Consider the following 25051-nt stretch of genomic DNA (forward strand, 5'->3'; position numbering starts at 1 on the left):
GGACCTGCAAGTACCGTCCAGACTACCCGAGCAAACCATTCGGAGGCTTGGAGGAAGCGCGGGCGTGGACACTGAAATTCGTGCGCTGGTACAACCAGGAGCACAAGCACAGCGGACTGAAGTTTGTGACGCCGGCGCAGCGTCACACTGGCCAGGATGCGGCCATTCTGGCGCGCCGCGAGCAGGTCTATCGTGACGCCAAGAACCGCAATCCTCAGCGCTGGTCGCAGGACACGAGGAATTGGAAACTGGAAGATCAGGTCTGGTTGAATCCGGAACGGATTCGGCCAGAAGAACTACAGCAAGCAGCTTGAGATGACACGACAACTACGTTGACAAACGCCGGGATTTGCCTTCGCTACCGCCGGGGGCAATTGATTTTAGTGCAGGTATGGGAGATGTTATCCTTTTTGGGCAGGGGCAACTCATGCGCGACTTTTTTGGCGTCGAGGGCGGTATCAATCAGTGCTCCGATGAGTATGGCGCTGGTGAGCTAGCGGGGGTGGTTGTTGGCGCGGCCACCGGATTTGTTGGCGGGGTGAGAGCTGCTGGGGGAAGGGCTGCCGGGATGGAGTTTTCGCACTGGGTGCCAGGGCGAGCGGGTGGGCCGCGCTCACTCTGGAATGGGAATTACGTCTCTATCGCTGAGCATGCATTGTCCGACCCGCATCGTTATAGGTTCATGCCACGGTCTTGGAAAGAAGCCAATCCCATGCCGAGTAGTATGAGCCAGCAGTGGGCTCGTATTCCCAAAGCGTACAAAGGCACCTCGCTGGGTGCCGCTGCTGGCGGTGTCGGAAGAATTGTGAATTCTGGTTGTGGGTGCCGATAATGTTGAGACTATTAACTGTACTTCTTGGCCGGCGAACTGGCCTTCACCCTTTCGAGACAGACATCCTTGACAAGGTGCGGCGTTGTTTGAGCGACAGTGCGGGTTCGCGACTGTTACGGCAGGCCGAGGTGGTTAATAAAGTGCAGAGATTGTCAAATGGTAAGGAGGTCAATCTTTATCAAATTCGATATGGTAAGCCAGCATTTGACGATGACCTTCGTTTCCCCAATGCGCCCGATGAGGCGTTATTAGCTAATGTGACGTTGTCGAGGAGTAATTCGCCCGCAAAGCTGAGAGCTGAGGTCTGGCTGGCAAAAGGGCGATTGTTTTCACTTGTATTTAATGTCCCGCCAAGTCAATTTTATGCTGGCATGGACTTGGATACATTACGAGGCGAAATTGAGGATGTAAGGATCTGCTTTAACCCCATGCAACCACATGTTGTTGAGGAATGCGAGCCTGTTGATGCTTCGGCATTCACTGGGTGGTTGCGCGAATGGCACGCCCAAGGGCGAGTTGTATCGTTGCGCGCGCCATCGTCACAAATGGAACGCGAGACTTATCTCGGCTGTATCGATGCGCTGCTGCCTGGCGACTATCTTGAGCTGCTTGCTCAGACGGACGGCGCGAGAATCGGCGTTTGCGCGGTTTTCGGTGTGCGCGAGATCCGACGAATTGTATTGCCGGATGCGATTTTTTATGTTTTGGCCGAGGTGGACGGCGTCGCCGGGTTAGGTGTAAAAAACGGCGGACGGGACGCCACAATATACCGGCTTCGCTACGAGGACGGGGAGAGGCGGGCAATGGGGTCGTCACTTCAATACGCCTTGATTAATGTGCTTGAGCTTCAGGATACAGGAAATGTTTAAAAAGGATGAGGGCGAAAGCACGGCGTTCTTGGTTGGGTTTCAGCTTGCCATCTTTGAAGTGATATGGGGAAACTACGACTGGATTCAGCGAGTCTTTGTCAGGATGGCAATAAGGATGTTGCGGTTTGTGTTGAATGCAAGCGCGTACCACCCGATGAGCAGTGGGTAAGTTGTTGTTATTTGATTGAAGAGATGCTTGAAGTCATGCTGGGAAAGGATCGGGTTGGACATATTTCTTGGAAGTGTGGAGAGCGGCCGGGCAAGGAATTTATGGAAATTATGTCAAGCTCAATTTTTAGGAAAATTGCCGAGAAGCATGCGCCATGGCGACTCGGCGGATCTTCGGGGGCGATCTAGTGAAGACACCCATTTATGTCTCCGAGCACGGCGATGTTTCCGCCTTCGATACCGTCGAGGCGGCCGAGCGGTATGTGGAAGCGGTGGACATTGGGCGGCAAGAGTACATTGTTACCGATGGCGATGGTCACCGCCTCGCCGTGGGCATAGTGGTCCGGCACGTGCCTTTGCTGGGCGGGCTATTCCGTGGCAAGATCAGGCTAGTGCGTATCACAGAAGGGGTGGGCGACCGCCACTTGGCGGCCGATTGATCGCTTTCTGCTCGGCCACGACGCGGAACACGCCCGACGCCTGCCGCCCGCCCCACGGGACCGTTACCCCGCGCCCCGGCCGGCCCCGCCCGCCGCACCGCAACATCCTTGCCCAACCCCCCGTTTTCAGAGTACAATCTCGGGTTGCTTGAATTCGTTTTCGGGCAATGTTGTAAATTACTTTAATTTTTAAACGCGAATCCGTTCAAAAAGGGTGCCCGCAAGGGTGACTGGGCGGATTCCAGACCCAACCCTGGAGCTAATATGTCCGTAACTATGCGTGAAATGCTGGAAGCCGGTGTCCACTTCGGCCACCAAACCCGTTTCTGGAACCCGAAGATGGCGCCGTTCATCTTCGGTCACCGCAACAAGATCCACATCATCAACCTGGAAAAAACCATGGGCATGTACCAGGAGGCGATGAAGCACGTTCGCCAACTGGCCTCGAACCGTGGCACCATCCTGATGGTGGGCACCAAGCGTCAAGCGCGCGAAATCATCGCCGCCGAAGCGCAACGTGCCGGCGTTCCTTACGTTGACCAGCGTTGGCTGGGCGGCATGCTGACCAACTTCAAAACGATCAAGACCTCGATCAAGCGCCTGAAAGACATGGAAGCCCAAATCGAAGACGGTTCCGTTGAGAAGCTGTCGAAAAAAGAAGCGCTGATGTTCCAACGCGAGATGGTCAAGCTGCAAAAATCCATCGGCGGCATCAAGGAAATGGGCGGCGTTCCCGACGCGATCTTCGTCGTGGACGTGGGCTACCACAAAGGCGCCATCACCGAAGCCGCGAAACTGGGCATCCCAGTCATCGGCGTGGTCGACACCAACCACTCCCCGGCCGGCGTCACCTACGTCATTCCAGGCAACGATGACTCCTCCAAAGCGATCACGCTGTACGCTCGCGGTGTCGCCGACGCCATCCTCGAAGGCCGCGCCAACTCGGCAGCCGACGTGCTGGAAACGATCAAGACCGCCTCCGGCGACGAGTTCGTCGAAGTCAGCGAACAGGCCTAATCGGTTTTCTATCGCGAGATAGAAACCCCGAGTAGCGCAATCAGCAGTTTAAAAGGGGTGGCTTCAGCTCCCCCTTTTTTTTAACGACAGCGTATGGGCGTCGCCGGCTTGTGCCGCCCCCGTACCAACCCACCGAATACAGGAGAATTACATGGCAGCGATTACTGCAGCGATGGTAGGCGAACTGCGTGCGAAAACCGACGCACCGATGATGGAATGCAAAAAAGCCCTGACCGAAGCCGAAGGCGACATGGGCAAGGCGGAAGAGATTCTGCGCGTTAAACTGGGCGGCAAGGCCGCCAAGGCATCGGCCCGCATCACCGCCGAAGGCGTGGTGGCCGCCTACATCGCCAACGGCGTCGGCGCCCTGGTCGAAGTGAACTCCGAAACCGACTTCGTCGCCAAGAACGACGACTTCCTGAACCTGGCCAACACCGCCGCCCGTCTGGCCGCGGAAAACAACCCGGCCGACGTCGCAGCCCTGCTGGCCCTGCCGGCGGCCGACGGCAAGACCCTGGAAGAAGTGCGCGCCGCCTTGGTCGGCAAGATCGGCGAGAACATGTCGATCCGCCGCTTCCAGCGTTTCGAAACCACCGCCAAGCTGGCTTCCTACCTGCACGGCACCCGCATCGGCGTGCTGGTCGAGTTCGAAGGCGCCGACGAGCAAGTGGGTAAAGACGTCGCCATGCACATCGCCGCGATGAAGCCGGTGTCGCTGTCGGCCGACCAGGTTCCAGCCGAACTGATCGAAAAAGAGCGTTCGGTCGCCCAGGCCAAGGCCGACGAGGACGCGGCCCAAGCCGCCGCCGCCGGCAAGCCTGCGCAATCGGCCGAGATCGTCGCCAAGCGTCTGGAAGGCTCCGTGCAGAAGTTCCTGAAGGAAGTGTCCCTGCTGAACCAGGCCTTCGTCAAGAACGACAAGCAGACCGTCGAGCAGATGCTGAAAGCCGCCAACGCCAGCGTGAAGGGCTTCACGATGTTCGTGGTGGGCGAGGGCATCGAGAAGAAAGTGGACGACTTCGCAGCCGAAGTCGCCGCGCAAGTGGCCGCCTCCAAAGGCGCCTAAGGCGTAAAGAAGAAAGCGGGCCGCAAGGCCCGTTTTTTTAGCTGGACCCATCCGCCGCCATGGCGCGCCCAGGCGGCGGATGGTGCAGTGCCCGGCGACGCGGTGACATAGTGATAACATGTGCGTCCCGGCAGTCTCACCCGAATAAAAACCCCATTAAGGAGCCCCAGCTCATGTCAAAACCAGCCTTCAAGCGCGTCCTTCTCAAATTGTCCGGCGAGGCCCTGATGGGCGACGATGCCTACGGCATCAACCGCAGCACGATCGAGAGCATGGTCGCCGACGTGGCCGAGGTCGCGAAACTGGGCGTGGAAGTGGCGGTGGTGATCGGCGGCGGCAACATCTTCCGCGGCGTGGCGCCCGGCGCCCAGGGTATGGACCGCGCCACCGCGGACTACATGGGCATGCTGGCCACCGTGATGAACGCGCTGGCCCTGGGCGACGCGATGCGCCACGCCGGCGTGACCGCGCGCGTGATGTCGGCCATCGGCATCGACCAGGTGGTCGAGCCGTACGTGCGTCCGAAAGCGCTGCAATACCTGGAAGAGGGCAAGGTCGTCGTGTTCGCCGCCGGCACCGGCAACCCCTTCTTCACCACCGACACCGCCGCCGCCCTGCGCGGTTCCGAGATCAGCGCCGAGATCGTGCTGAAGGCGACCAAGGTGGACGGCATCTACACCGCCGACCCGAAGAAGGACCCGAACGCCACGCTGTTCCACACCATCAGCTTCGACGAGGCCATCGCCAAGCACCTGCAGGTGATGGACGCCACCGCCTTCGCGCTGTGCCGCGACCAGAAGCTGCCGATCAAAGTGTTCTCCATCACCAAGCCGGGCGCGCTGATGCGCGTGATCATGGGCGAGGATGAAGGTACACTGGTTCACGTTTAATTTCATTTGCGCTAATTTCGCGATATTCAGGAGCAAAGCATGTCCGTAGCTGACGTTAAGAAAAACGCCCAAGACCGCATGGCCAAGTCGATCGAGACGCTGAAGGCCGACCTGGCCAAGGTCCGCACCGGCCGCGCCCACACCGGCATCCTCGACCACGTGATGGTCGAGTACTACGGCAACCCGACGCCGATCAACCAGGTGGCCAACCTGACGCTGGTGGACGCCCGCACCATCGGCGTGCAGCCGTTCGAGAAGAAGATGGCCGCCACCATCGAGAAGGCCATCCGCGACGCGGACCTGGGCCTGAACCCGTCGTCGCAGGGCGACCAGATCCGCGTGCCGACCCCGGCCCTGACGGAGGAGCGCCGCAAGGAGATGGTCAAGCTGTGCAAGAGCGAGGCCGAGGACGCGAAAGTGGCGGTGCGCAACATCCGCCGCGACGCCAACGAATCGCTGAAGAAGCTGGTCAAGGACAAGGCGATCTCCGAGGACGACGAGCGCCGCGGTTCGGACGAGGTGCAAAAGCTCACCGACAAGGCCATCGTCGACATCGACAAGCTGGTCGCCGAGAAAGAAAAGGAAGTCCTGACGGTGTGATAAAACCGGGGACAGACCACGTTTTTCGTGCAATATTGCAGAAAAACCGTGGTCTGACCCCGGTTTTGATTTTTGCGTAATGGCAATACTTTTTTGGCTGTAGAGTTCATGAAATATTCGAGTTCGACGACTGCGGTTCCGGATGCGCCCAAGGTGCCCCGCCACGTCGCCATCATCATGGATGGCAACGGACGCTGGGCCACGCGCCGCTTCCTGCCGCGCGTGGCCGGCCACGTCAAGGGCGTGGAGGCCGTGCGCACCGTGGTCGAGGCCTGCGCGCTGCGCGGCGTGGAGTACCTCACCGTGTTCGCCTTCAGTTCCGAGAACTGGCGCCGGCCGGAGGAGGAGGTGTCGCTGCTGATGCGCCTGTTCGTCACCGCGCTGGAGCGCGAAGTGGCGAAAATGCACGCCAATAACATCCGTCTGAAGGTGGTCGGCGACCTGTCGCGCTTCGACGACAAGCTGCGCGCGATGATCGCCAACGCCGAGCGCAAGACGGCCAACAACACCCGCATGACGGTGACCGTGTGCGCCAACTACGGCGGCCGCTGGGACATCATGCAGGCGGTCGGCAAGATGGTGCAGGCGCACCCGGGCGCGACCGACTTCAGCGAGGAGCAGCTGGCGCCGCACCTGGCCATGGCCTACGCGCCCGAGCCGGACCTGTTCATCCGCACCGGCGGCGAGGAGCGCATCTCCAACTTCCTGCTGTGGCAGCTGGCGTACACCGAGCTGTACTTCACCGACACCTACTGGCCCGATTTCTCGATCGAGTCGCTGGACGCGGCGATCGCGTCTTACCAGAACCGGGAGCGGCGCTTCGGCCGCACCGGCGACCAATTGGCGGAAAAGACCACCTGATGCTGAAAACCCGGATCATCACCGCTGTCGCACTGCTGGCGGTATTGCTGCCCGTGCTGTTTTTCAACTATTACCCGGCTTTCGCCGCCGTGGTGCTGGCCTTCTTCGGCGCCGCGGTCTGGGAGGCCTTCCGCCTGTTCAAGAACCAGCGCCCGCTGGTCATGGCGGCCGCCTTCACGGCGGCCTTCGGCTACACCTTCCTGTACCGCGAACTCAATTCCTCCATCAACTTCTGGCTGGCCCTGGCCGTGCCGATCTGGCTGCTGCGCTTCACGCCGGCGCTCAAGTTCGGCCTGCCCGCCATCGACAGCGCCGCCAGCAGGATGCTGAGCTACGTGTACGCGATCACGCTGGTGAGCTGCTTCGTCGCCATCATCGTGCTGTTCCGGCACTCGGCGGTGTTCCTGCTGTCGGCCATGGCGCTGGTGTGGGTCGCCGACATCGGCGCCTATTTCTCCGGCAAGGCCTTCGGCAAGCGCAAGCTGGCGCCGTCCATCTCCCCGGGCAAGTCCTGGGAGGGCGCCATCGGCGGCGGCGTCGCCGTGCTGCTGCTGTCGGCGCTGACCATCGTGCTGGCCCCCGGCGCGCCCTGGCTGCAGGACACCTTCGCCGTGCAGCTGCAGGCGCGCAAGGGCTGGGCCCTGACGGTCGCGCTGCTGCTGCTGATCGTCGCCGCCAGCGTGGTCGGCGACCTGTTTGAATCCATGCTCAAGCGCCGCGCCGGCTTCAAGGACAGCAGCAAGCTGCTGCCCGGCCACGGCGGCGTGCTCGATCGTATCGATGCCCTGGTGCCGGTGCTGCCACTGGCGGCGCTGATCGGCAACTGGCTCTAAGGACATTCCCATGCAACGCATCACCATCCTGGGCGCGACCGGCTCCATCGGCGTTTCGACGCTGGACGTGCTGGCCCGCCATCCCGAGCGCTACTCGGTGTACGCGCTGAGCGCGCACAGCCGCGTCGATGAACTGGCGGCGCAGTGCGTGCGCTTCCGTCCCGCGCGCGCGGTGGTCGGCGACGCCGACGCGGCCGCGCGCCTGCGGGCGCTGCTGCGCGCCGCCGGCGTGCGCACCGAGGTCGAACACGGCGAGCGGGCCCTGTGCGCCATCGCCAGCGCCGCCGAGACGGACACCGTGATGGCCGCCATCGTCGGCGCCGCCGGCCTGGCGCCCACCCTGGCCGCCGCCCGCGCCGGCAAGAAGGTCCTGCTGGCCAACAAGGAGGCGCTGGTGATGTCCGGCCAGCTGTTCATGGACGCGGTGCGGGAGAGCGGGGCGGTGCTGCTGCCCATCGACAGCGAGCACAACGCCATCTTCCAGTGCCTGCCGCAAGGCTACGGCCGCGCGCCGGCCGCCGCCGGCGTGACCAAGATCCTGCTGACCGCCTCCGGCGGCCCCTTCCTCAAGCGCGACGTCGCCACCCTGGACGGCGTCACGCCCGACGAGGCCTGCGCCCATCCGAAATGGGTCATGGGCCGCAAGATCTCGGTCGACTCGGCCACCATGATGAACAAGGGCCTGGAGGTGATCGAGGCGCACTGGCTGTTCGGCACCCCGGCCGAACAGATCGAGGTGGTGATCCACCCGCAGTCCGTGATCCACTCCATGGTCTCCTACAGCGACGGCTCCGTGCTGGCCGAACTGGGCAACCCGGACATGCGCACCCCGATCGCGCACGCGCTGGCCTACCCGGAGCGCATCGCCTCCGGCGTGGCGCAGCTGGACCTGACCCAGGTCGGCACGCTGCAGTTCGAGCGGCCCGACTTCGAGCGCTTCCCCTGCCTGGCGCTGGCCTTCGACGCGCTCAAGGCCGGCGGCACCGCGCCCGCGCTGCTGAACGCGGCCAACGAGGCGGCCGTGGCGGCCTTCCTGGACACGCGGATCGGCTTCCGCGACATCGCCCGCGTGATCGCGCGCGTGATGGATGAGCTGCCGCACGGCGCGGCCGCCAGCATCGAGGCCGTGATGGCGCAGGACGCGCTGGCGCGCGCCGCCGCCGGCCGCGTCATCGACGCCATCGCGGCCCGCGCCGCGGGCGGCAATTTCTCCGGCGCCAACACACAATGAGCCTCCTCCAAACCCTGCTGGCCTTCGTCGTCGCGCTCGGATCGCTGATCATCTTCCACGAGCTGGGCCACTACCTGGTGGCGCGCTGGTGCGGGGTGAAGGTGCTGCGCTTCTCGGTCGGCATGGGCAAGGTCGTGTGGTCGCGCCGCTTCGGCCCGGACCAGACCGAATGGGCCGTGTCGGCGCTGCCGCTGGGCGGCTACGTCAAGATGCTGGACAGCCGCGAGAGCGACGCGCCGCTGTCCGAGGCGGACCTGAAGCGCGAGTTCACGCGCCAGAACGTGTGGAAGCGCATCGCCATCGTGGCCGCCGGCCCGATCGCCAACTTCCTGCTGGCCATCTTCCTGTTCGCCGCGTTGTACATGCACGGCGTGGCCGAACCGGCCGCCAAGGTGGCGCCGCCGGCCGTCGAATCGGCCGCCGCGCGCGCGGGCCTGAAGGGCGGGGACCTGGTCACCGCCGTCAACGGCGAACGGGTGCGCGTGTGGTCGGACCTGCGCTGGCAGCTGATCCAGGCGGCCATCGACAAGAAGGGCGTGACGCTGGACGTGGAGCGCCAGGGCGGCGGCCGCCACCAGGTGGAGCTGGCCGACGAGGCGATGCAGGGCCTGGACGTGGAAACCGACGTCGCGGCCAAGCTGGGCGTGTCGCTGACGCGCCCGCCGGCCAAGCTGGGCGAGATCATGGCCGGCAGCGCCGCCGAGCGCGCCGGCCTGCAAAGCGGGGACCTGGTCACCGCCATCAACGGCGAGCCGGTCGCCGACTGGATAGCCTTCACCACCAGGGTGCGCGCCTCCGGCGGCAAGCTGCTGCTGCTGCAGGTGCTGCGCGGCGGCCAGTCCATCGAGGTGCCGGCCACGCCGGACGTGGACCATCAAGGAACTGTAACAGTCGGTAAGATCGGCGCTTACGCCGCCGCCCCGACGGATATGATCGAAGTGACCGCCGGCCCGGTCGAGGCGGTGGCCCGCGGCGCGGCCAAGGTGTGGGACACCAGCGTGCTGACGCTGAAGATGATGGGCAAGATGGTGGTGGGCGAAGTGTCCTGGAAAAACGTGACCGGCCCCATCACGATCGCCGACTACGCGGGGCAGACCGCGCGCATCGGCGTGGCCAGCTACCTGAGCTTCATCGCCTTCATCAGCATCAGTCTCGGGGTGATGAATTTGCTACCGATTCCCGTTCTTGATGGTGGACTTTTACTGTATTATTCGCTGGAAGTTTTGACCGGGCGCCCCGTGCCCGAGCGTTTTGGTGAGATCGCGCAGCGCCTCGGGGTAGGTCTGTTGGTGACGTTGATGGCCCTGGCCGTGTTCAACGACGTCGTACGGCTCCTGTGATCCCTGCGTTCGTTCCGCTTCGTTTCAATTACGTAGTTCTGTGAGTAGCCATTGATTTTGCCAATGAAATTACATTCCGACCGTTTCGCCTTGCCTTCCTTTCGCCGCAGCCTGATCGCGGCCGCCGTCCTGGCGGCATGCTCCGGCGGCGCGCTCGCCATCAATCCATTCACCGTCAAGGACATCCGCGTCGAGGGCATCCAGCGCACCGAGGCGGGCACCGTGTTCAGCTACCTGCCGGTGCGCGTGGGCGAGACCTTCGACGACAGCAAGAGCGTCACCACCATCAAGGCCCTGTACGCGACCGGCATCTTCAAGGACGTGCGCCTGGAGCAGGACGGCGACGTGCTGGTGGTGATCGTGGAGGAGCGTCCGGCCATCGCCAAGGTGGAATTCACGGGCACCAAGGAATTCGAGAAGGATGTGCTGATCAAGGCGCTGAAGGACATCGGCGTCGGCGAGACCCGCACCTTCGACAAGGCGTCGGTCGACCGCGCCGAGCAGGAACTCAAGCGCCAGTACCTGTCGCGCGGCCTGTACGGCGTCAAGGTCACCACCACCGTCACGCCGATCGAGCGCAACCGCGTCAACATCGTGTTCGCGGTGGACGAGGGCGACGTCGCCAAGATCAAGCAGATCAACATCGTCGGCAACAAGACCTTCAGCGACAGCGAACTGCGCGACCAGCTGGCCCTGAACACCGGCGGCTGGTTCAGCTGGTACACCAAGGCCAACCAGTATTCCAAGACCAAGCTGACCGGCGACCTGGAGTCGCTCAAGTCCTACTACCTGAACCGCGGCTACATCGAGATGCAGGTCGATTCGACGCAGGTCTCCATCACCCCGGACAAGAAGGACATCTACATCACCATCAACATCACCGAGGGCGAGAAGTACAAGGTCGCCGACGTGAAGTTCGAGGGCGAGATGTTCGGCCGCGAGGAGGAGCTGCGCGAGCTGGTCCTGCTGCGCAAGGGCGAGACCTATTCGGGCGAGCGCCTGACCGCGACCAATAAACTGATTTCGGACCGCCTGGGCACCTTCGGCTACGCCTTCGCCAACGTCAACGCCAACCCGGAGATCGACCGCGACAAGCGCGAGGTGGGCTTCACCTTCTTCATCGACCCGGGCAAGCGCGCCTACGTGCGCCACATGAACATCGCCGGCAACACCACCACGCGCGACGAGGTGATACGCCGCGAGTTCCGCCAGTTCGAATCGTCCTGGTACGACGCCAACAAGATCAAGCTGACGCGCGACCGCGTCGACCGCCTGGGCTACTTCAAGGACGTCACCATCGACACGCCGGAGGCGCAGGGCACCTCCGACCAGGTCGACGTGCAGGTGACCGTGGTCGAGAAACCGACCGGCAACTTCCAGATCGGCGGCGCGTTCTCGCAGGCCGAGAAGTTCACCTTCTCGGCGTCGATCCAGCAGGCCAACTTCGCCGGCTCGGGCAACACCGTCGGCATCAACCTGAACACCAGCAAGTACAGCCGCACGATCGAGTTCTCGAACACCAATCCGTACTACACGGACGACGGCGTGATCCGCTCCTTCGACCTGTACCTGCGCACGCTGAACCCGCCGGCGCTCAACATCGGCTCGTACACCATCAAGCAGCACGGCGGCCGTATCAGCTGGGGCGTGCCGTTCTCCGAGGTGGACACCGTGTTCTTCGGCGCCGGCCTGGAACGCTCGCAGATCACCACCGACGCGACCAGCCCGTTCCGCTACAAGAACTACGTGACCGACATCACCGGCAACGCCGACGGCATCGGCACCGCCAAGACCATCGCCGTGCCGCTGACGGCGGCCTGGGCGCGCGACAGCCGCGACAGCGCCATCACGCCGACCATCGGCCGCTACCAGCGCATCAACCTGGAGCTGGACATCGCCGGCGAGTCGAAGTACTACCGCGCCGTGTACGAGCAGCAGTGGTACAAGCCGCTGCATCCGAAGGTCACGCTGGCCCTGAAGGGCGAGATCGACTTCGGCCACGGCATCGGTTCCAAGCCCTATCCCGTGTTCAAGAACTTCTACGGCGGCGGCATCGGTTCGGTGCGCGGCTACCTGAGCTCCTCGCTCGGCATCGTCGACCCGACCTACGGCGACGCCCTGGGCGGCGCCTCGCGCCTGATCGGCAACGCCGAGCTGCAGATGCCGTTCCCGGGCTCCGGCCAGGACCGCAGCCTGCGCTGGTTCGGCTTCCTGGACGGCGGCCAGGTCTACCAGGAAGGCCAGAAGATGCGCATCTCCGAGCTGCGCTTCTCCACCGGCCTGGGCATCAGCTGGATTTCCCCGGTGGGTCCGCTCAAGTTGAGTTATGCTAAGCCTTTGAACGCGAAGCCGGGCGACCGCCTGGAACGCTTCCAGTTCCAGATGGGCACTGGCTTCTAATATTGACACGGAGAAATACGTTGAAGACTGCTTCCGCTAAGACTGCCCGGTACATGGCCGCGCTGGCCGCGCTGGCTTTGAGCCTGTGCGCGGTGGCGCCGGCGCAGGCGCAGTCCAAGATCGCGTGGCTCAGCACTGAACGCATCTATAACGAGTCCAAGCTGGCCAAGCTGGCCGGCGACAAGCTGGCCGAGGAGTTCCGGGCGCGCGAGAAGGCCATGCAGGACCTGGCCGGCCGCCTGAAAACGGCGTCCGAGAAGCTGGAGAAGGAATTGCCGGCCCTGGGCGAGACCGACCGCGTCAAGCGCCAGCGCGAGTTCTTCGAGCTGGACAAGGAATTCCAGCGCCGCCAGCGGGAGTTCCGCGAGGACTTGAACCAGCGCACCAACGAGGAGCGCGCCGTCATTTCCGACAAGGCGACCCGCATCATCAAGCAGCTCGCCATCGTCGAAGGCTTCGACATCGTGCTGCAGGACGCGGTCTGGGCCAGCCCGCGCATCGACATCACCGACAAGGTGCTGGCGGCGCTGGACAAAGATAAATAAACTCAGATTGGACCCCCGATGGGCACTCGACTAGGAGCATTGGTCGAACGCTTGGGCGGGCAGCTGGTGGGAGACGCGAACCTGGAAGTGTCCGGGATCGCGCCACTGGCGGACGCCGGCGTTTCGCACATCAGCTTTCTCAGCAATAGCAAATTCCGCGCGCAGGCCGGGCAAAGCCGGGCCGCCGCGCTGATCGTCTCCGCGCAGGACGACGAGACCGTGGCCGCCACCTACCGCGGCGCGCGCATCATCGTCAAGAACCCGTATGTCTACTTCGCCCGCGCGGCGCAGTACTTCGAGTCGCTGACGGCCATCGTGCCGGCGCCGGGCGTGCATCCCGCCGCCGCCGTGCACCCGGACGCGAAGATCGATCCCACGGCCCACATCGGGCCGTTCGTGTCCGTGGAGGCGGGCGCCGTGATCGGCGCCGGCGCCGTCATCGAGCATGGCTGCTTCGTCGGCCGCGACGCGGTGGTGGGCGAGGGCACGCGCTTCTTCGCCAACGTGACGTTCCATGCGCGCTGCGTGATCGGCAAGCGCGGCGTCGTCCATTCGGGCGCCGTGATCGGCACCGACGGCTTCGGCTTCGCCAACGAGGGCGGCGTCTACATCAAGATCCCGCAGACCGGCCGCGTGGTGATCGGCGACGACGTCGACATCGGCGCCAACACCACCATCGACCGCGGCGCGCTGGCCGACACCATCATCGGCGACGGCGTCAAGCTCGACAACCAGATCCAGATCGGCCACAACTGCGTGATCGGCGACCACACCGCCATGGCCGGCTGCGTCGGCGTGGCCGGCAGCGCCGTCATCGGCAAGCACTGCACCTTCGGCGGCGCCGCCATGGTGCTGGGCCACCTGAAGATCGTGGACGGCGTGCACGTCTCGTCCGCCAGCATGGTGTCGCGCTCGATCCTGGAGCCGGGCCAGTACACCGGCTTCTACCCGCTGGCGAAAAACGCGGACTGGGAAAAATCGGCCGCGATAGTTCGCAATCTGCCGGGAATGCGCGATAAAATCCGCGCGCTGGAAAAAAACATCAAAACAAAAGACGAAGTTAAAGACCAATAATCATGACCACTACCGAATCGGGCAACACCAACAAGACGATGGACATCTGCGAGATCAAGGCCTACCTGCCGCACCGCTACCCGCTGCTGCTGGTCGACCGCGTCCTGCGCTACGAAGAGAACAAGTCCATCACCGCCATCAAGAACGTGACCGTGAACGAGGAGTTCTTCAACGGCCATTTCCCGCACAAGCCGGTGATGCCGGGCGTGCTGATGATCGAGGCGATGGCGCAGACCGCCGCGCTGCTGTCGTTCAAGTCCATGGGCATCAAGCCGGACGAGAACTCGGTGGTCTACTTCGTCGGCATCGACAACGCGCGCTTCAAGCGCCCGGTGGGCCCCGGCGACCAGCTGAAGATGGATGTCGAGATCGTGCGCGTGTCGCGCGGTATCTGGAAATACAAGGCGGTCGGCAGCGTGGACGGCCAGACCGCCGTCGAGGCCGACCTGATGTGCACCATCCGCAGCAGCACCGACGCGAGCCAGCCAGCGGGGCAGTAATGAGCAACGTATCGGGTAACATCCACCCAACCGCCATCGTCGATCCGAAAGCGCAGCTCGATAGCAGCGTGACGGTCGGCGCGTACTCGGTGATCGGCCCCCATGTCAGCATCGCCTCCGGCACCAAGGTCGGCCCGCACGTCGTGATCGAGGGCCACACGAGCATCGGCAGCGACAACGTGTTGTTCCAGTTCTCGTCCATCGGCGCCGCGCCGCAGGACAAGAAATGGGCCGGAGAGCCGACCCGCCTGGAAATCGGCGACCGCAACACCATCCGCGAATTCTGCACCTTCAACACCGGCACGGTGCAGGACAAGGGCGTGACGAGGCTGGGCAACGACAACTGGATCTCGGCCTACGTCCACCTGGCGCACGACTGCGTGGTCGGCAACAACACCATCTTCTCGAACAACGCGCAGATCGCGGGCCACGTGGAGATCGGCGACTGGGTCATCATGAGCGGCTTCGCCAATGTGCACCAGTTCTGCAAGATCGGCGCCCACGCCTTCGTCGGCATGAGCACCAGCCTGACGCAGGACGTGCCGCCCTTCGTGCTGCTGAACGGGAATCCGGCGGCGGCGCACGGCGTCAACATCGAGGGCCTGAAGCGCCGCGGCTTCACGCGCGAGCAGATCAACGCCATCCGCGCCGCCTACAAGACCCTGTACCGCTCCGGCCTGACGCTGGAGGAGGCCAAGGCGGCCATGATCGAGCAAGAGGGCTCCCTGGCGGCCGACGCCGCCGCGCACGTTCGCGCCATGCGCGAATTCCTCGACACGGCGAATCGTGGCATCGTCCGCTGACATGTCGGTCGCGCTGGTCGCCGGCGAACCGTCCGGCGACGTGCTGGCGGCGCGCCTGCTGTCCGGCCTGCGGCCCCACCTGCCCGAGGCGCGCTTCCACGGCATCGGCGGCCCGGCGATGATGGAGCACGGCTTCGAGTCGCACTGGCCGATGGACAAGCTGACCGTGCGCGGCCTGCTGGCCGTGATCCCGCGCTACCGCGAAATCAAGGGCATCCAGAACCAGCTGCGCGACCGCTTGATCGCCGAGCGTCCGTCCTGCTTCATCGGCGCCGACTACCCGGGCTTCAACCTGGGCCTGGAAATGCAGCTGAAGGACGCCGGCATCCCCACCGTGCACTACATCGGGCCGCAGATCTGGGCCTGGCGGGGCGGCCGCATCAAGAAGATCATCAAGGCCGTGTCGCACATGCTGGTGGTGTTCCCCTTCGAGGAGGAGATCTACCGCAAGGCCGGCGTGCCGGTCAGCTATGTCGGCCATCCGCTGGCCGAGATGATTCCGCTGCTCCCGGACGAGGGCGCCGCGCGCCGCGCGCTGGGACTGCCGGAGGACGCCAACGTGGTCACCATCATGCCGGGCAGCCGCATGTCCGAGATCAAGTACAACACGGCGGCCTTCGTCGGCGCGGCCAGGCTGCTGCTGAAACGCGACCGCTCGCTGCGCTTCGTCGCCCCGATGGCGGGCGAGAAGCAGCGGCAGCTGTTCCTGCAGATCGTGGCGCAGGCCGGCTTGCAGGACGTCGAGATCCAGCTGCTGGACGGCCAGTCCCACACCGCCATCGCCGCCGGCGACGCGGTGCTGGTGGCGTCCGGCACGGCGTCGCTGGAGGTGGCGCTGTTCAAGAAGCCGATGGTCATCGCCTACAAGATGATGGCGGCCGAATGGCAGATCCTGCGCCACTTCGGCTACCAGCCGTGGATAGGCCTGCCCAACATCCTGTCGCGCGACTTCGTGGTGCCCGAGCTGCTGCAGGACGCGGCCAGCCCGGAAAACCTGGCCGAGGCGCTGTGGCGCCAGTTGGCCGACGCGCCGCACCGTTTACAATTGGCGGAGCGCTTCACCGCCATGCACCACAGCCTGCTGCGCAACAGCGCCCAGGAAAGCGCCGCGGCGGTGATGAAAGTGATCGGCAAGTGAAGAAAGCGGCCCGACAAGTGGAAATGCCAGCGCAATCCGGTCTGTTCGACGACCTGCCCAGCTCCCCCGACGAGATCATCTGCGGCGTGGACGAGGCCGGGCGCGGCCCGCTGGCCGGGCCCGTGTTCGCCGCCGCCGTGATCCTGCACCGCGAACGCCCCATCCTCGGCCTGCGCGACTCCAAGAAGCTGACCGAGGCCAAGCGCGACGAACTGGCGCCGCTGATCAAGCTGCACGCGTTGGCCTGGGCCGTGGCGCAGGCGTCGGAAGAGGAAATCGACAAGCTGAACATCCTGCAGGCCAGCATGCTGGCCATGCGGCGCGCCGTGGAGGCGCTCAGCGTGGCGCCCACCCTGGCGCTGATCGACGGCAACCGCTGCCCGGTCATGAAGATACAAAGCATCGCCATCATCGGCGGCGACGACAAGGAAGACGCGATCTCCGCCGCCTCCATCCTGGCCAAGACCGCGCGCGACGCGGCGCTGGTGGACTTGCATGTCCGTTTTCCGGAGTATGCGTTCGACCAGCACAAAGGCTACGGCACCGCGCTGCACCTCGAGCGCCTGCAAATGCACGGCCCGTCCCCGGTGCACCGCCGCTCCTTCGCGCCGGTGCGCGAACTGCTGCTGGCCCAAGAAATGAAATGTCATGAAAACAATCTCCTCGCGCGATAACGCGCAGTACAAGGAATACAAGCACCTCGCCACCAGCTCGCAAGCCCGCCGCAAGGCCGGCCTGACCCTGCTGGACGGCGTGCACCTGTGCCAGGCCTGGCTGGACCTGCGCGGCCTGCCGGAACAATGCATCGTCAGCGAAACCGCGTTGAAAAACCCCGAAGTGGCCGAAATCGTCGGCAAGATCGAGCATCAGCGCGCCCATTGCATCGCCATGCCGGACGCGCTGTACAACGCCATCAGCCAGGTCGAGCACGGCGTGGGCGTGATGTTCGTGGTGCCGACGCCGGAACGCGCGGTGCCGGACGCGCTGGCCGTCTCGGCCGTCCTGCTGGACAATGTGCAGGACCCCGGCAACGTCGGCTCCATCCTGCGCAGCGCGGCGGCGGCCGGCATCAAGCAGGTGTTCTGCAGCGGCGGCACGGCGTTTTGCTGGTCGCCCAAGGTGCTGCGCGCGGCCATGGGCGCGCACTTTGTGCTGGACATCTTCGAGAACGTGGACCTCGCCGCCCTGATGGCCAAGGCCAAGGTGCCCACGCTGGCCACCAGCGGCTACGCCACCAAGCGGCTGTACGAGATGGACCTGCGCCGGCCCGTGGCCTGGGTGTTCGGCCACGAAGGGCAGGGCGTCGCGGACGATTTGCTGTCGCTGGCAACGCAAACGGTGGTCATTCCCCACCTCGGCCAGGTCGAGTCCTTGAACGTCGCCGCCTGCGCGGCAGTATGCTTTTTCGAGCAAGTCAGGCAGAATCAAAGCTAAATCGTTCCCTGGGGGCAAGGATGGACATCGCGCAGTTGCAATTCCTGGTGGCCGAAGGCGAGCCCGCCCAGCGCCAGGCGCTGGTGGAGATGCTGAAACGCCTCGGCGCCAAGCAAGTGGCCGACGTCCCCGACGGCCACGCCGTGCTGCGCCACTTGGGCGCAGGCTTCGCGCCCACCGTCAATATCGCCATCCTGGACCTGGCCCTGCCGGGCATGGACGCGCTGGAATTGATACGCCGGCTGTCCGAACTGGGTAGCCGCGCCGGAATAATTGTTGCAGGCGCGCAAAAGCCCGACGTGTTGTTTTCCATCGAAACCATGGCCCACGCCTACGGTGTGGACTTGCTGGGCGCCATCGCCAAGCCGGTCGGCGAGCAGCGCCTGCAATCGCTGATCGCCAATTACGTCGTGCCCGGCACCGTCGCCGCGAAACCCGCCGGCCCGGTATTCGGCTTTGCCGAAGTGGGGCGCGGATTACAGGCGCGTGAATTCGATCCTTATTTCCAGCCTAAAATAGAATTGGAAACAGGCCAGGTGAAAGGCCTGGAAATGTTCGCCCGCTGGACCCATCCGGAATTGGGTGTATTGGGCCCCGCCGCGTTCATGTCCGCCCTGGAAGAGAATAATCGCATCGATTTTCTCGACTGGAGCATGATAGAGAAAACCGTGGCCGCGTGCCGGGCGCTGCATGATAAAGGCACGCCGATTTCATTCTCGATCAATGTGGACCGCGCCACGCTCGCGCATCCGCAATTCATCGCCCAAATCACCGCCTGCCTGGAACGCCACCGCATACTCGCCGATTATATTACCTTCGAAATGACGGAATCGGCGGTATTGAGCGCGGACCCGCATTTCCTGGAGCGGTTGCTGCGTTTGAGGATGATGGGATTCGGCCTGGCGATAGATGACTATGGCACAGGCCGTTCCAATCTCCAATTACTGGCGGCCGTGCCTTTCACCGAATTGAAAATAGACCGCAGCTTCGTCGATGGCGCTTCGCGCAGGCGCGCCATCAGCACGGTATTGAAATCCTGTTTAACGCTGGCGAAAAGCCTGGACCGCCGTTCGGTGGCGGTCGGCGTGGAAACAAAACAGGATTGGGATTTCCTGCAAGGCCTGGGTTGCACCTATGCCCAAGGCTATTACATCGCCAAGCCGATGCCGGTGGATGAATTCCCCGGCTGGCTGAACGACTGGCGCCAGTTCTTCTGACATTCCATCCCTGAGTCCCCACGGCGGCCGCACGCAAGTAGCGGCCGCAGTCGTTTTTCGCCCAGATTAAGCTAGTTTTTAGCATAATCAAGCCAGAAACTTGCTTGATTTGGGCAAATCAGGGGCCCTGGCCCAGGGGACAGACCTCCGCGCCACGCTTCCACGCGGGGGGCCGCGGCTCGATCGCGGGTCTGTCCCCGGTTCAGATGCCATTGGTTCGGACGTAAAAAAGCCGCCCGGCTTGCGCGGGGCGGCTTATGACCGACGCCTATGTCAGTATTCGCGGCGGTTCGGTTTGATTTCCTGCAATATCGTGGTCGATATTTCCTCGATCGATTTGGTGGTGGAGGACAGCCAGCGTATGCCTTCGCGTTTCATCATCATTTCCGCCTCGTTCACCTCGTAACGGCAGTTCTCTATCGATGCGTATTTACTGCCGGCGCGACGCTCATGGCGAATTTCCGACAAGCGCTCGGGTGTAATGCTGAGGCCGAATATCTTGGGCTTGAATGCGTACAGCGACGACGGTAATTTGCCGCGCTCGAAATCGTCCGGAATCAAGGGGTAATTGGCCGCCTTGATTCCATATTGCATGGCCAGATATAAACTGGTCGGCGTTTTGCCGGAACGGGAAACGCCGACCAGGATCACATCGGCCGACGCCAGATTCTTGTGCGACTGCCCGTCGTCGTGCGCCAGCGAGAAATTAATCGCCTCGATGCGGTTCTTGTATTCCTCGCTGTCCACGATATTATGCGAGCGGCCTATCGTGTGCGTGGATTTGACGCCCAATTCCTGTTCCAGCGGCGCCACGAAAGTCTGGATCAAATCCATATGCATGCCATTGGCGCGCCGTATCATTTCCGACAGCTCGGTTTTCACCAGCGTGGAAAAGATAATCGGCCGCTGGCCGTCGGCCGCCGCCGCCTCGTTAATCTTGCGCACCGCCTCGTAAGCCTTGTCCAGCGTGTCGATAAACGGCAGACGAATCTGCCGGAAACGCAGGTCGAACTGCGACAGCACCGAGTGGCCGAAAGTCTCCGCCGTGATGCCGGTGCCGTCGGAGACGAAGAACACCGTGCGGGCGGCGGCAGGGAGGGGGGCTGGACGTTGTTCTTGGGTCATAGGTAGGAATACTCAGTTTAATATTGTGAATCGTCAATTTGCCCGGCAGGCTGTAGAATGTAAGGCAACGGTAAGATTGTGCTGCACAGCGTCAAGAATAACAAGAATCATGCTGGGGCGGCCTGCGTAAAGATTTCTATCATCAGTAAGGGTGTCTAAATGACCAACTTGTCTAACGCAGCAACTTTGAAGGAGCAGCAGGATGGACAGGCCGTGTACGTGGCCTCGTTCGAACATCTTCGCATGACGGACGTCGAGTCCGTCGGCGGCAAGAACGCCTCCCTGGGCGAAATGATCAGCCAGCTGGCTGGCGCGGGCGTGCGTGTTCCCGGCGGCTTCGCCACGACCGCGCAAGCCTTCCGCGACTTCCTGTCGCACAGCGTCGGCGGCGGCAAGCCGCTGGCCGAGCGCATCGCCGACCGCCTGGAAGGCTTGAACATCGACGACGTCCGCTCGCTGGCGCAAGCCGGCGCCGAGATCCGTCAATGGATCGTCGAGACCCCGTTCCAGCCCCGCCTGCAGGCCGAGATCGAGGAGTTCTACGCGCGCCTGGTGGCCGACTCGGAAACCGAGATGTCGTTCGCCGTGCGTTCCTCCGCCACCGCCGAGGACTTGCCGGACGCTTCCTTCGCGGGCCAGCAGGAATCGTTCCTGAACGTGGTCGGCATTGAAAACGTGCTGGACGCGATGAAACACGTGTTCGCCTCCCTGTACAACGACCGCGCCATCTCCTACCGCGTGCACAAGGGCTTCACCCACGCCGAAGTGGCCTTGTCGGCCGGCGTGCAGCGCATGGTGCGCTCGGACGTGGGCGCCGCCGGCGTGATGTTCACCATCGACACCGAGTCCGGCTTCAAGGACGTGGTCTTCATCACCTCCAGCTATGGCCTGGGCGAGACCGTGGTGCAGGGCGCCGTCAATCCGGACGAGTTCTACGTCCACAAGCCGATGCTGGAGCAGGGCAAGTCGCCCGTCATCCGCCGCAACATCGGCTCCAAGCTGATCAAGATGGAATTCACCGCCGAGGCGAAAGCCGGCCGCTCCGTGAAAACCGTCGACGTGCCGATCGAAATGCGCAACCGCTACTCGCTGAACGACGCCGAAATCGTCGAGCTGGCGAAGTACGCCGTCATCATCGAGCGCCACTACCAGCGTCCGATGGACATCGAGTGGGGCAAGGACGGCCGCGACGGCAAGCTGTACATCCTGCAGGCGCGTCCGGAAACCGTTAAGTCGCAGCAGAAATCGACCGACGCGCAGCAGCGCTTCAAGCTCAAATCGACCGGCACCGTGCTGACCTCGGGCCGCGCGATCGGCCAGAAGATCGGCGCCGGCCCCGTGCGCGTGATCAGCGACCCGTCCGAAATGGAACGCGTGCAGCCGGGCGACGTGCTGGTGGCGGACATGACCGACCCCAACTGGGAACCGGTGATGAAGCGCGCCTCGGCCATCGTCACCAACCGCGGCGGCCGCACCTGCCACGCGGCGATCATCGCGCGTGAACTGGGCGTGCCGGCCGTGGTCGGCTGCGGCGACGCGACCGAACTGCTGAAGGACGGCACCTTCGTGACCGTGTCCTGCGCCGAGGGCGACGAGGGCAAGATCTACGACGGCCTGCTGGAAACCGAAGTGTCGGAAGTGGCGCGCGGCGAACTGCCGCCGATCAACACCAAGATCATGCTGAACGTGGGCAACCCGCAGCTGGCCTTCGACTTCCAGTCGGTGCCGAACGCCGGCGTGGGCCTGGCCCGCCTGGAGTTCATCATCAACAACAACATCGGCGTGCACCCGAAGGCGATCCTGGAATACCCGAACATCGACGCGGACCTGAAAAAGGCCGTGGAATCGGTGGCCCGCGGCCACGCCTCGCCGAAGGCCTTCTACGTCGACAAGCTGGCCGAGGGCATCGCCACCATCGCCGCCGCGTTCTGGCCGAAGAAAGTCATCGTGCGCCTGTCGGACTTCAAGTCCAACGAGTACAAGAAGCTGATCGGCGGTTCGCGCTACGAGCCGGACGAGGAAAACCCGATGCTGGGCTTCCGCGGCGCGGCGCGCTACCTGTCGGCCGACTTCGCCGGCGCGTTCGAGATGGAATGCTCGGCCATGAAGCGCGTGCGCAACGACATGGGCCTGACCAACGTCGAGATCATGGTGCCGTTCGTGCGCACCCTGGGCCAGGCCGAGAAGGTCATCAACCTGCTGGCCGCCAACGGCCTGAAACGCGGCGAGAACGGCCTGCGCGTCATCATGATGTGCGAAGTGCCGTCCAACGCGGTGCTGGCCGAGCAGTTCCTGGAGTTCTTCGACGGCTTCTCGATCGGTTCCAACGACCTGACCCAGCTGACCCTTGGCCTGGACCGCGATTCCGGCATGGAACTGCTGGCCGCCGACTTCGACGAGCGCGACCCCGCGGTGCAGGCGCTGCTGTCGATGGCGATCCAGGCCTGCCGCAAGCATGGCAAATACATCGGCATCTGTGGCCAGGGGCCTTCGGACCACCCCGAGCTGGCGGTCTGGCTGATGCAGCAGGGTATCGAGTCCATGTCGCTGAATCCGGACTCGGTGATCGATACCTGGCAAAAGCTGGCTACAATGCAGTAAGCAGGCGGCGGGGTTAGCCCCACGTAACGCTCAAACCCCGCCGCCTGTTCAGGCCGCGGGGTTTTTTATCAACCAAATGCAAAGGCCGGGGTCAGTCCCTCCGGGATCGGTAGGAGCCCCACCGGGGCTCCTACCCCCATCGGGTCTGACCCCGGATTCTGCCTCTGGGTTTTATTTTTCGGGAGTGCATCATGGCTGAATGGAGTATCTGGTTCCTGATCGCCGGCGCGCTGGTGGTGATGGAACTGCTGACCGGCACCTTCTACCTGTTGATGGTCGCCATCGGCCTGGCCGCCGGCGGCCTGGTGGCGCTGGCGGGCTTTTCCGCGCCGCTGCAGACGCTGGCGGCGGCCGTGGTCGGCGTGCTGGCCACGGGCATGCTGTGGCACAGCAAGTACGGCAGGGCGCGCACCATCGCCGCCACGGCCGACCCCAACGTCAACATGGACATCGGCCAGACCGTCACCGTGCCGCAGTGGCAGGACGGCGCGGCTCGCGTGATGTACCGCGGCGCCCTGTGGGACGTGGAACTGGCGCCCGGCAGCGCGTCCGCGCCCGGGCAGTACACGATACGCGAGGTGCGCGGCAGCCGGCTGATCGTCGGCGCTTGATTTGGCAATTCCCTTTTGAGTCAACCTGGAGAGCACATATGGAAATAGGCATAGGCAACGTGAGCGTCATCATCTTCATCCTGGCGCTGGTCTTCGTCTTCAAGACCATCAACGTGGTGCCGCAGCAGCACGCGTGGGTGGTCGAACGGCTGGGCAAGTACCACGCCACGCTGGGTCCTGGACTGAACATCGTTGTCCCCTTCGTCGACCGCATCGCCTACAAGCACGTGCTGAAGGAGATCCCGCTCGACGTGCCGTCGCAGGTCTGCATCACCAAGGACAACACGCAGTTGCAGGTGGACGGCATCCTGTACTTCCAGATCACGGACGCCATGCGCGCCTCCTACGGCTCGTCCAACTACATCTCCGCCATCACGCAGCTGGCGCAGACCACGCTGCGCTCGGTGATCGGCCGCATGGAGCTGGACAAGACCTTCGAGGAACGCGACCACATCAACGCGTCCATCGTCAACGCCATCGACGAATCCGCCGCCAACTGGGGCGTGAAAGTGCTACGTTACGAGATCAAGGACCTGACGCCGCCGTCCGAGATCCTGCACGCGATGCAGGCGCAGATCACGGCCGAGCGGGGAAAGCGCGCGCTGATCGCCGCCTCCGAGGGGCGCCAGCAGGAGCAGGTCAATATCGCCAACGGCGAGCGCGAAGCCTCGATCGCGCGCTCGGAAGGCGACAAGCAGTCGGCCATCAACCGCGCCGAGGGCCAGGCCGCCGCCATCGTCGCGATCGCCGAGGCCACCGCCAACGCGCTGCGCCAGGTCGGCACGGCCATCCAGTCGGCGGGCGGCGAGTCGGCCATGCAACTGCGGGTGGCCGAACAGTACGTGCAGGCCTTCGAGAAGCTGGCCAAGACCAACAACTCGCTGATCGTCCCCGCCAACGTGGGCGACATGAGCAGCCTGATCGCCACCGCGATGCAGGTGGTGAAGACGCAGAAGCCGAGCGTGGTCGCCGCCGGCCGCCAGCACGATGCCAACACTTGAGGTTTGAGGAAGGAATGAAATGGGTACTTGGGCAATAGACGCTTTCGGCAACGACATCGCGCTGGACTGGGCGGAAGACTTGCAGGAATCGAAGGATCTCTACTTTATCGAGAACACCTTGAACAACGTGCTGTCGGCCGACAGCGCCGCCTACCTGGAGGCGCCGTTCGCGGCCGAGGGGCTGGCGGCGATCGAGGTGCTGGCGCGGCTGCAGGGCCAGCCCGGCGAGGCGGAGGAGGGCATCGATGCCTGGGTGGACGAGGTGCGCGCGAAGTTCAAACGCCGTCCGGACCTGGTCGAGAAAGCGCAGCGCGCCATCGACCACATCCTGTCGGACAAATCGGAACTGCGGGAACTGTGGGCGGACGGCGACGACTACGACAGCTGGCGCGCCGCCGTGGAAGCGCTGCGGACCCGCGTCAGCGCCTGAATATTTGATCAGGACAAACGTGCGC

General features: G+C 63.7%; 26 protein-coding genes. 25 read left to right on the forward strand and 1 reads right to left on the reverse strand.

Features of this window, described 5'->3' with window-relative positions; all coding sequences use genetic code 11:
• The 21 genes from BM436_RS32420 to BM436_RS32515 all read left to right on the forward strand — a co-directional run.
• The coding region (locus BM436_RS32420) for an integrase core domain-containing protein (protein WP_143133331.1) at positions 1–314 on the forward strand (314 nt) is incomplete at its 5' end.
• Between the two features lie 604 nt (positions 315–918).
• Positions 919–1701 carry a hypothetical protein gene (locus BM436_RS36610; protein WP_143133410.1) on the forward strand — a complete coding sequence of 261 codons (783 nt, stop codon included), beginning with the start codon at positions 919–921 and terminating at the stop codon, positions 1699–1701.
• Between the two features lie 63 nt (positions 1702–1764).
• Positions 1765–2058: a hypothetical protein gene (locus tag BM436_RS36615; protein WP_143133411.1), complete on the forward strand. Its 294-nt coding sequence runs from the start codon at positions 1765–1767 to the stop codon at positions 2056–2058.
• On the forward strand, positions 2058–2309 hold the full coding sequence (locus BM436_RS32430) for a hypothetical protein (RefSeq protein WP_143133412.1): 252 nt from the start codon (positions 2058–2060) through the stop codon (positions 2307–2309). The genes BM436_RS36615 and BM436_RS32430 overlap by 1 nt, the downstream gene beginning before the upstream one ends.
• Before the next feature lie 264 nt (positions 2310–2573).
• Positions 2574–3326 (forward strand): 30S ribosomal protein S2, encoded by a 753-nt coding sequence (gene rpsB / locus BM436_RS32435; protein WP_093560649.1) that lies wholly within the window; start codon positions 2574–2576, stop codon positions 3324–3326.
• Between the two features lie 151 nt (positions 3327–3477).
• Positions 3478–4392, forward strand: coding sequence for a translation elongation factor Ts (gene tsf / locus BM436_RS32440; RefSeq protein ID WP_093560651.1), 915 nt, complete (start codon positions 3478–3480; stop codon positions 4390–4392).
• Between the two features lie 173 nt (positions 4393–4565).
• Positions 4566–5282, forward strand: coding sequence for a UMP kinase (gene pyrH, locus BM436_RS32445; RefSeq protein ID WP_093560652.1), 717 nt, complete (start codon positions 4566–4568; stop codon positions 5280–5282).
• Between the two features lie 39 nt (positions 5283–5321).
• Positions 5322–5882 (forward strand): ribosome recycling factor, encoded by a 561-nt coding sequence (gene frr / locus BM436_RS32450; RefSeq protein WP_093560654.1) that lies wholly within the window; start codon positions 5322–5324, stop codon positions 5880–5882.
• 108 nt (positions 5883–5990) lie between these two features.
• A complete protein-coding gene (gene uppS, locus BM436_RS32455) occupies positions 5991–6743 on the forward strand; it encodes a polyprenyl diphosphate synthase (RefSeq protein ID WP_093560656.1) in 753 nt (250 codons plus the stop codon).
• A complete protein-coding gene (locus BM436_RS32460) occupies positions 6743–7576 on the forward strand; it encodes a phosphatidate cytidylyltransferase (protein WP_093560658.1) in 834 nt (277 codons plus the stop codon). The genes uppS and BM436_RS32460 overlap by 1 nt, the downstream gene beginning before the upstream one ends.
• A 10-nt stretch (positions 7577–7586) precedes the next feature.
• Entirely contained in the window at positions 7587–8807 is a 1221-nt protein-coding gene (ispC, locus tag BM436_RS32465) for a 1-deoxy-D-xylulose-5-phosphate reductoisomerase (protein WP_093560660.1), read from the forward strand.
• Complete coding sequence (gene rseP, locus BM436_RS32470) at positions 8804–10147, forward strand: RIP metalloprotease RseP (RefSeq protein WP_093560662.1); 1344 nt, start codon at positions 8804–8806, stop codon at positions 10145–10147. The genes ispC and rseP overlap by 4 nt, the downstream gene beginning before the upstream one ends.
• Before the next feature lie 63 nt (positions 10148–10210).
• Positions 10211–12547, forward strand: a complete 2337-nt coding sequence (bamA, locus tag BM436_RS32475; RefSeq protein WP_093560664.1) for an outer membrane protein assembly factor BamA — start codon at positions 10211–10213, stop codon at positions 12545–12547.
• A gap of 53 nt (positions 12548–12600) precedes the next feature.
• Positions 12601–13092 carry an OmpH/Skp family outer membrane protein gene (locus BM436_RS32480; RefSeq protein ID WP_093560665.1) on the forward strand — a complete coding sequence of 164 codons (492 nt, stop codon included), beginning with the start codon at positions 12601–12603 and terminating at the stop codon, positions 13090–13092.
• A gap of 18 nt (positions 13093–13110) precedes the next feature.
• Positions 13111–14166, forward strand: coding sequence for a UDP-3-O-(3-hydroxymyristoyl)glucosamine N-acyltransferase (gene lpxD / locus BM436_RS32485; protein ID WP_093560667.1), 1056 nt, complete (start codon positions 13111–13113; stop codon positions 14164–14166).
• A 2-nt stretch (positions 14167–14168) separates the two neighbouring features.
• Positions 14169–14666, forward strand: coding sequence for a 3-hydroxyacyl-ACP dehydratase FabZ (fabZ, locus tag BM436_RS32490; RefSeq protein ID WP_093560669.1), 498 nt, complete (start codon positions 14169–14171; stop codon positions 14664–14666).
• A complete protein-coding gene (gene lpxA, locus BM436_RS32495; RefSeq protein WP_093560671.1) occupies positions 14666–15469 on the forward strand; it encodes an acyl-ACP--UDP-N-acetylglucosamine O-acyltransferase in 804 nt (267 codons plus the stop codon). Before fabZ ends, lpxA begins: the two co-directional genes overlap by 1 nt.
• Positions 15453–16607 carry a lipid-A-disaccharide synthase gene (gene lpxB, locus BM436_RS32500; protein ID WP_371859698.1) on the forward strand — a complete coding sequence of 385 codons (1155 nt, stop codon included), beginning with the start codon at positions 15453–15455 and terminating at the stop codon, positions 16605–16607. The genes lpxA and lpxB overlap by 17 nt, the downstream gene beginning before the upstream one ends.
• A gap of 23 nt (positions 16608–16630) precedes the next feature.
• Positions 16631–17281, forward strand: a complete 651-nt coding sequence (gene rnhB, locus BM436_RS32505; RefSeq protein WP_093560674.1) for a ribonuclease HII — start codon at positions 16631–16633, stop codon at positions 17279–17281.
• Complete coding sequence (locus BM436_RS32510) at positions 17256–18041, forward strand: TrmH family RNA methyltransferase (protein ID WP_093560676.1); 786 nt, start codon at positions 17256–17258, stop codon at positions 18039–18041. The genes rnhB and BM436_RS32510 overlap by 26 nt, the downstream gene beginning before the upstream one ends.
• Positions 18005–19258 carry an EAL domain-containing response regulator gene (locus BM436_RS32515; RefSeq protein ID WP_229490945.1) on the forward strand — a complete coding sequence of 418 codons (1254 nt, stop codon included), beginning with the start codon at positions 18005–18007 and terminating at the stop codon, positions 19256–19258. The genes BM436_RS32510 and BM436_RS32515 overlap by 37 nt, the downstream gene beginning before the upstream one ends.
• Before the next feature lie 273 nt (positions 19259–19531).
• On the opposite strand, the gene ppsR is transcribed toward BM436_RS32515, so the two are convergent.
• On the reverse strand, positions 19532–20383 hold the full coding sequence (gene ppsR / locus BM436_RS32520) for a posphoenolpyruvate synthetase regulatory kinase/phosphorylase PpsR (RefSeq protein ID WP_093560680.1): 852 nt from the start codon (positions 20381–20383) through the stop codon (positions 19532–19534).
• Between the two features lie 159 nt (positions 20384–20542).
• Between ppsR and ppsA the strand changes: the two genes are divergently transcribed.
• The 4 genes from ppsA (at position 20543) to BM436_RS32540 (ending at position 25026) form a co-directional block, all read left to right on the forward strand.
• On the forward strand, positions 20543–22984 hold the full coding sequence (gene ppsA, locus BM436_RS32525; protein ID WP_093560682.1) for a phosphoenolpyruvate synthase: 2442 nt from the start codon (positions 20543–20545) through the stop codon (positions 22982–22984).
• Positions 22985–23175: 191 nt separating this feature from the next.
• A complete protein-coding gene (locus BM436_RS32530) occupies positions 23176–23595 on the forward strand; it encodes an NfeD family protein (RefSeq protein WP_093560684.1) in 420 nt (139 codons plus the stop codon).
• A 38-nt stretch (positions 23596–23633) separates the two neighbouring features.
• Positions 23634–24596, forward strand: coding sequence for an SPFH domain-containing protein (locus BM436_RS32535; protein ID WP_093560686.1), 963 nt, complete (start codon positions 23634–23636; stop codon positions 24594–24596).
• Between the two features lie 19 nt (positions 24597–24615).
• The gene (locus tag BM436_RS32540; RefSeq protein ID WP_093560688.1) at positions 24616–25026 is read left to right on the forward strand and encodes a DUF4259 domain-containing protein; all 411 of its coding nucleotides are present in this window, start codon (positions 24616–24618) and stop codon (positions 25024–25026) included.
• Positions 25027–25051: the final 25 nt, after the last annotated feature.

This window comes from Pseudoduganella namucuonensis (assembly GCF_900116645.1).
GTDB lineage: Bacteria > Pseudomonadota > Gammaproteobacteria > Burkholderiales > Burkholderiaceae_D > Rugamonas > Rugamonas namucuonensis.